The 6,206-nt window shown below is 36.4% G+C and carries 3 protein-coding genes; 1 reads left to right on the top strand and 2 read right to left on the bottom strand.

Going from position 1 to position 6,206, the window contains the following annotated elements; translation table 11 throughout:
- Positions 1-6: 6 nt before the first annotated feature.
- Positions 7-2,424 (bottom strand): tetratricopeptide repeat protein, encoded by a 2,418-nt coding sequence (locus KKI21_00415; protein ID MBU4284691.1) that lies wholly within the window; start codon positions 2,422-2,424, stop codon positions 7-9.
- 62 nt (positions 2,425-2,486) lie between these two features.
- On the opposite strand from KKI21_00415, the gene KKI21_00420 reads away from it, so the two are divergent.
- Positions 2,487-2,708 carry a MerR family DNA-binding transcriptional regulator gene (locus tag KKI21_00420; protein MBU4284692.1) on the top strand — a complete coding sequence of 74 codons (222 nt, stop codon included), beginning with the start codon at positions 2,487-2,489 and terminating at the stop codon, positions 2,706-2,708.
- 48 nt (positions 2,709-2,756) lie between these two features.
- On the opposite strand, the gene KKI21_00425 is transcribed toward KKI21_00420, so the two are convergent.
- Positions 2,757-6,047, bottom strand: coding sequence for a DUF11 domain-containing protein (locus KKI21_00425; GenBank protein ID MBU4284693.1), 3,291 nt, complete (start codon positions 6,045-6,047; stop codon positions 2,757-2,759).
- Between the last annotated feature and the right edge of the window lie 159 nt (positions 6,048-6,206).

Raw genomic sequence — 6,206 nt, forward strand, 5'->3', positions numbered from 1 at the left:
ACTTTATTAATCAATGGGAATATTCTCTGGCTGTTCTGGCGGGCCTAATTCTGGAGAACCTAGTGCTGGTTTCCCGCTTCTTAAATTGGCAAGAATCTGCTTGACTTGTTCATTATCCGGATTAAGTTCAGCGATTTTCTCAAATTGTTTAATAGCTTCATCTCCCTTACCATCCTTGTCGTAAAGTAAACCAAGGAAATATCTGGCATTAGAAAAATTATCCTCAATGCTTATTGCTTTTATGAATGCTGCCTTAGCTTTGTCGTATAGTTCATTTTTATAATAGAGAACTCCTAACTGGAAAGCAGCTCCACTATCATTGGGAAGTAGTTTAAGATTGATTTCCATTTTGGCAATAGCTTCTTGCGATTTTCCTTGTTTATCATAAATTACTGCTTCTTCGAAATGCGCAGGCGCATAATTGGATTTTAAAGCAATCGCTTTATCAAGGTTCTTTAAAGCATTAATTAAATATTCATTTTTTTGCGCATTATCTTCGGTTGCATCTGCCCTGTTTACATCAAGTCGGCCCAATTCGAGATAAGTGAATGGATTAGATGGTTCAATTTTCAGGGCTTCATTATATGCATTTTCTGCCCAATCTGCGGCACCATTAACAATACTCATTAATCCCCGGTAAACTCGACCTCTTAAAAGCCAATTTGATGCGTCTTTAGGAGATAGTCTAGTTGCCTGAACAACCGAATTAATGGCATTTGCTGCATCAACCTGAACGAGATTTACCTTTTCTTCCTGTGTTATATCGGTTAGAGCAGCGTCGCGGTTCAATTTTAAAACAAATAATTGCGACAAAGCTTTGTATGTGTTGTCTTCATAGGGATTGATTATTGTAGATCTGATTATTTTGTTTATACCATTATCGATATCCCCTTTTGCCTGGATTAAATTAACCCCGTTTTTATAGATTACCTCGGCTACAAATCTTGTCCCTTCAACATAAAGGAAACTGATTATCAGAATTATAATAACTATAAATGAGAAACTGACTGCAAGCAGGATTTTCGGCGATTTTCTTAAGTCAAAAACCTTCTCTTTTAGAGGTAATCCTCCAGCCACATACAGAGCAAATAATAACCAAAACGTGAACATAAGAACAAAATTCTGAGGGTAAATAAACCAACCAACAGCTAATCCCATCCAACCGGAAAGAAGTCCCAAATTCAAGAATCTTTTTAAACCATTGTTTTCTTCTTTTTCTTTAATTGTGTTCGAAATAATTTTAAATATAAATATAATTATTACTGCGAGAAAAGATATCAATCCTAAAATTCCAGACTCGGATGCTATGGAATAGATTTCCGCAGGAGGATTGGTAAATTTAACATTCCAAAAAGCCGTCTGATTAATTCCTTCTGGCTTGTATTTGGCGTAGTCAAAAATAAATGTTTCAAGACCGCTTCCCAAAATTGGTTTATTTTTAATAGTATTCTCTACAACCGATAATCCCCCTTTATAACTTAATCCCACCTCAATGGGTAAATTTGGCTGGAAAGAAAATGCCGGCTTAAATAAAATAAATATCAGGGCTATAGCCAACAAAATTATCGGCAACGCAATCCAGCTTACATCTTTACTTGATTGAACTATCTGCATCAAACCGAACACCAATATAAAAACCATTCCGACTGCCAAAATAACCCAAAGCGCCCAAAAATTAATATTAATTAAAATTATTAGATTTAATAAGCCTAGTAATAATAAAAATAATTTTATACCCCTTCTTTTTACAACAAATAATAGTGATGTAACCAATGTTAGAATAGTAGACGAGAAAATTCCGAAAAAATTTATTGAACCAACAGTGTTAAAGGATATCGTTTTGGTAAAATCCCATGGGAAAATAAACTTTCCCCAAATCTGAAGCAAACCAATTATTCCTATCAGAACCGAAGAAGCCAGAAAAGCAAATAATAAACCAAACACTTCTTTTGACCCTTTAAAGTTATTAACAATCAGGAAATACAGGGCGACAAAGCACAAAATATTTATTAAGCTACCGCTTAAATGATCTGGCCATCCCATCAAGCTGCTGTATGGCCTAATTGAGAAGAAAGTGGCGAGAATGCAAATAATAGCAAAAACTCCTAATGAAATATTTAGTATACTGCTTCTCCATCTTATTTCTCCGCGATTAAGAATTTTTACGGACCACAGGATTAAAGCAATTACCACCAATAAAACCATCAGCGCCTGTTTGTTCAACTCAATTGCGTCAAGAGTAATCGGCAGAAACCATAAAGGAATAAGCACCACCAAGATATAAATTACTTTCTTAATTGCTTTATCTAATATATCCCCGTCAGCCATTGATTTAAAAATATTGATTTTGTTTATAATCAACTTTAGAGAAAATTTTGGTTTCTCTTTCCTTATTTCTATTTGCGTTTCTTCTATGTTTTCCATGTATTATATTGTCCTATGATTAATTTTTATCTATAATAGTATTATTATAGCATATAATTATTATGCAACAAAAATATTATACAATTAAACAAGCATCCAGGATTTTGGGGGTCACTCCCCTAACTTTAAGGAATTGGGATAAAAACGGGAAACTAAAACCTTATCGCCATCCATTGAATAACTACAGAGTATACAAGTCAGATCAATTGGAGATGTTTTTGAGAAAGATGGGGATCAGCCGTGAAAGCAGAAATAAAAGGAAAATAGATGTTTATCAAATATGAAAACCCCGCAGCTGCGGGGTTTTCATATATTAAATTGTAATTAACTTATTAGAGATAAACTTGCCTAAATCGAACATTCGCCAGTTTAAATCTAAGTTTAATCTTAAAGTATAATCTTATAAGGAATTTCATAAACTTGTTTCCCTTTTCCTTATTAAGATAATCCAGTATTTTTTCCTCTCTTAATCTGCAGTAGATAAAGAAAGCAATAATCAAGCTCATAGTCATCGGCACAAACAAGAACGGCGTAAGCCCCATGCCAGTAACAACACTTGCTCCTAAAACTTCTCCGGACTGACCACTAATAACAACCGATGCCTGGTCATAAATCTGGGAAATATTATCAGCATTGGCATAAGCAATATTATTCAATACGCCAGAAGCAACATTATAAGTTCCGCCAACAACAGTAACTCTGAATTTAATGGTTCTGATTTGTCCATTTGTCATCGTTCCTAAGTTTATACCATTGATTATATCGCCACTCCAAGAACCTCCATCAACAGTTGTGCTACCAGAAATCAATGAAAGACTAGATGGCAGAATTTCCTTAACAGTAATATTATTTACAGTGCTACCGCTGTTATTAGTAGCTTGAATTGAGATTTCTAAAGTATCGCCATAATAAGCCGGGACTGTATATGACCAGACGGTCTGATTTTGAGTAACGTTTCTTCCCATTTTACTGACAGATATATTACCTGATATTTGGACATTTTGATTTCCAACATCTACTGTAATGATCTCGGAAGTGCCGGAAATGGAACCGACTTTTGTCCTAAATCTTACTTCTTTATTGGCTCCAGCAACGATTGTTCCAATGTAGATTCCATTGCTGACGATTCCGTCTCCGAAATATGAACCATTGATGGTTGTACTGCCGGAAATATAAGTTAATCCAAAAGGCAAAGTGTCCCAAACCTTGACATTATTGGCTTCTTTGTTGCCAATTGAACTTAAATCAATCGAAAATTCAACTTCATCTCCGGGTTTAGCATTAACGCTATCGTAAAATCCAGTGCCATTGGTGATATTGCGGACCAATTTATTGATTCTTATATTTGCAGTGCCGTATTCCCCGCCTTCAAGTATGACTAAAGCAGTATTATAAACATAATTAGCATTATCAGCACTTGCATAGCCGTAATTGGTTAAGGTGATCTCGTTGTTATAGTTTTGTGAACTTACTCTTACTTTGAATTTTATTGTTTTGGTCTGGCCAGAATGTAAATCGCCAATGTAAATACCGCCAGTGGTAATTCCATCTCCACGGTATGAACCGTCAAGAGTTGTGCTGCCGGAAATATAGGTTAAATAACTAGGCAGATTGTCCCAAACCCTGACATTTTCAGCTGTGCCGTTTCCGTTTGAATGGACTTCCAAAGAAAATTCTAATTCATCATTATAATCAGCATGGACAGAGTTTGAGAACCAATTTCCATCGCTGATATTTCTTACTAATTTATTAATTTCAAGTTCAGCATTATCTTCTTCCCTTACTAAAATATAAGTGGAGCAAGAAACCGATACGCTTGAATTATGACAAGTAAGTGCATATATGGAATCATCGTCTGGTGAAACGGACTGAGTTCCAGAGAGTGATTTTGAACCACTCCACGCATTAGAGGCAGTACAAGAAGTCGCATTTTGCGATGTCCAGTTTAATGTTGAATATTCATCTTCTGAAATAGTTGTTGGATTTGCGGCAATTGAACAAGTTGGCGCAGGATTTGGAGTTACCGCAACAGACGCAGAACAAGTAGCTGTCCCACCAGGGCCAGAACAGTTTAATGTATATGTGGAGTCATAAGTCGGTGAAACTGATTGAGTTCCAGAGAGTGATTTTGAACCACTCCACGCATTAGAGGCAGTACAAGAAGTCGCATTTCGCGATGTCCAGTTTAATGTTGAATATTCATCTTCTGAAATAGTTGTTGGATTTGCGGCAATTGAACAAGTTGGCGCAGGATTAGAAGTTATATTAACCGAAGTTCTGCATTCAGTAGCCAATCCTTCTCTTTCCACAATTAGCTTGCCAGTATAAATACCACTTAACGAATAATCACAGATATCAACAGCTGTATAAGGATTTTGGTTTGTCCCATCTTTTTTGTGATTATATGGATAAGTAATATTTGTGCCTGAATCATTACGATTACAATAAAAAGTATAATTAATTGTTCCTGTGGCTGTGCCACTGATTATAGCTTTTAAATCTACTCCATTTAAAGGTGCTGTACCTGAAGATGGATTAGCGGAAAGAGAACAAGAAAGAGTAGGAGCAGGATTTACCGTAACAGACGCAGAACAAGTAACTGTCCCGCCAGGACCAGAACAATTTAATGTATAAGTTGAATATGAAGTCGGTGAAACTGATTGAGTTCCAGAGAATGATTTTGAACCACTCCACGCATTAGAGGCAGTACAAGAAGTCGCATTTCGCGATGTCCAGTTCAATGTTGAATATTGCCCAGCTGAAATAGTTGTTGGATTTGCGGCAATTAAACAAGTTGGCGCAGGATTTGGAGTTACCGTAATGATATTTGTGCAGGTTGCTGAAACCCCTTGTCTTGTTGCTTTAGCTTTAACTGTATAAGTTCCGGCTGATGCATAATCGCATAAATTAGCAATAGTATAAGGGTTGATAGTGGTCGCAGCTGAAACATGCTCCCATGTTCCATTATTGGTACAATCAAAAGAATAAGTAATATTACCTGTGGCTGTACCTGATACATTGGCAGTTAAATCCACGTCATTTAAAGGAGATGTTCCCGAAGACGGATTTGTTGAAAGAGAACAAGAAAGAGTAGGAGGCGGAGGCGAACTACAGTCCACGCCATAATTAATCACATCACCAATGAATACCGTCGTACCGCCAGTGCCATCTTTGGCATAATAACCAGCATCATACTGAACACTGCCGCAATCGTGCCTATTAACGTCATATTGAAGAACTAATGTTCCTTTTTGACCAGGAGCATAAGTTTGTTCACCGGATATCACCTGCCAAGCAGCAGTCCCAGCGGGACCGTCACCACAAAAACCGCAACGAGCTGTTTTACAGAGAAAAGCAGCTTTATTAATTCTATACACTTTATCTGAATTATTTTCTACACTAATGGTATAAGTAAAATATCTGCTTCCTGTGTTGGAAAAAGGAGGCATATCTTTGCAAGCCCTTCTTCCGCCTGTCTCTACAACTGAAACTTCAAAATTACCAGTAGCGGAAGCTGTATTAATTATGCTTCCTGAAATTGTTAAACCTATACCAAAAATAACGGCAACTGTAATAAGAGTTCCGCTTATTGAAATAATCAAATTTTTATTTAAGTTTTTCATAATCCTAATTGTATCATATCTGTCAATTTTTGTCAAGTACTTGGGTAATGTATACACACATATTGCACTTTCCTGTTAATCTGGGAGCATATGAAAACTATGCCCAAATCAACCAAAGAAGAAAAGTTTAGATGGATTAAACCAATCTTGGATGAAGAA

This window comes from Patescibacteria group bacterium, from assembly GCA_018897295.1.
Lineage (GTDB): Bacteria > Patescibacteriota > Minisyncoccia > RBG-13-40-8-A > RBG-13-40-8-A > JAHILA01.

Coding starts and splice junctions, on each gene's coding strand:
- KKI21_00415 (MBU4284691.1), bottom strand. CDS start 2,424: ATGGAAAACATAGAAGAAACGCAAATAGAAATAAGGAAAGAGAAACCA.
- KKI21_00425 (MBU4284693.1), bottom strand. CDS start 6,047: ATGAAAAACTTAAATAAAAATTTGATTATTTCAATAAGCGGAACTCTT.
- KKI21_00420 (MBU4284692.1), top strand. CDS start 2,487: ATGCAACAAAAATATTATACAATTAAACAAGCATCCAGGATTTTGGGG.